The sequence below is a fragment of the Psychrobacter sp. 1U2 genome (assembly GCF_051847575.1).
Genome location: NZ_JBPYDC010000212.1, coordinates 1 through 1,396, shown reverse-complemented (window position 1 = coordinate 1,396; position 1,396 = coordinate 1). Strand labels below are relative to the sequence as shown.

Here is a 1,396-nt window from a genome sequence, read left to right as displayed (position 1 = left end):
AGCTCTGTTGCCAAATTAGATGGCGAAACCGTGGTTGCCTTTAACATCACTCGTTCACGCGGTGCCAGTGAAGTTGAAGTTACCAAAAGAGTGGATGCGGCACTGGCGCAGTTAAGTGCTGAGATGACTAATATCGAGGTCGAAAAAGTCTACGACCGTGCGACCCCAGTAGAAGAGGACTATAAGTCTTCATTACGTATGTTGATTGAAGGCGGTATTCTAGCAGTCGTCGTCGTGTTCTTATTTTTACGCAATATTCGTGCAACGATTGTCGCCGCTGTAGCCTTGCCATTGTCGGTCATTCCTACCTTTTTGGGTATGTATCTATTTGATTTTAGCCTTAATATTATCTCGTTATTGGCGTTATCACTTGTCATCGGTGTGTTGGTCGATGATGCTATCGTTGAGGTCGAAAACATTATCCGCCATTTACGGATGGGTAAAACGCCTTATGAAGCGGCAATGGAAGCCGCTGATGAAATTGGGCTTGCAGTCATTGCCACTACCTTTACCTTAATTGCGGTGTTTTTACCTACAGCCTTTATGGGCGGTGTGGTTGGGCAGTTCTTCCGCCAGTTTGGTTGGACAGCGGCGATGGCTATTTTTGCTTCGCTATTGGTCGCACGCTTGATTACCCCTATGATGGCAGCCTACATTTTGCGACCAGAAAAACACCGGGTCGAAAAACAAAGCGCCTTGATGACCTGGTATTTAAAGATAGTATCCTGGACACTTCATCATCGCTGGTTAACTATGGGGGCTACCTTATTATTATTTGTAGGGTCATTAGCCCTAGTGCAGCTACTACCGACTTCATTTATTCCTGATAATGACATTGATCAAACGCGAGTAGGGATTGAGCTGACGCCTGATGTTGAGCTTGAAGATACCGAGCAGGTGACCGCATTGGCACGTGAGCGTATTTTAGCATTGCCTGAAGTTGCCCATGTTTTTTCTTCAGTTGGACAAGCACAAGAGGCGATGGGGCCAAACAGCTCTAGTGGTAGTGGTGGCGCAAAAAACATCGCCAGTTTAGATATTGTTTTGACACCGCGTGCCAAGCGGATACCCAAAAAGGAGATTGAACAACATATTAGCGCCATATTAACAGAAGTGCCTAGTGCGCGTTTTACAGTAGGGTTATCAAGTGGCGGCGAGACAGGATATAGCTTTTCGTTGACCAGTACCAATCCGCAAGTGCTGGAGCAGACTGCACAGCAAATTATGACAGATATCCGCGCATTACCAATTGCAGGCGCGGTCACCAGTGATCGCAGCTTACCGCAACAAGAGCTTACTGTAACCCCTAATCGGCTAGCAATGGCAGATAAAGGCGTCACTACACAAGATATCGCAACCACCTTACGAATCGCGACAGTGGGTGATTATGAGCAGC

The 1,396-nt window shown here is 46.8% G+C and carries 1 protein-coding gene; it reads left to right on the top strand.

Annotated elements, in window-relative coordinates; genetic code table 11:
* A partial coding sequence (locus ACS8FD_RS14570; protein WP_439276384.1) for an efflux RND transporter permease subunit occupies window positions 1–1,396 on the top strand: 1,396 nt, incomplete at both ends.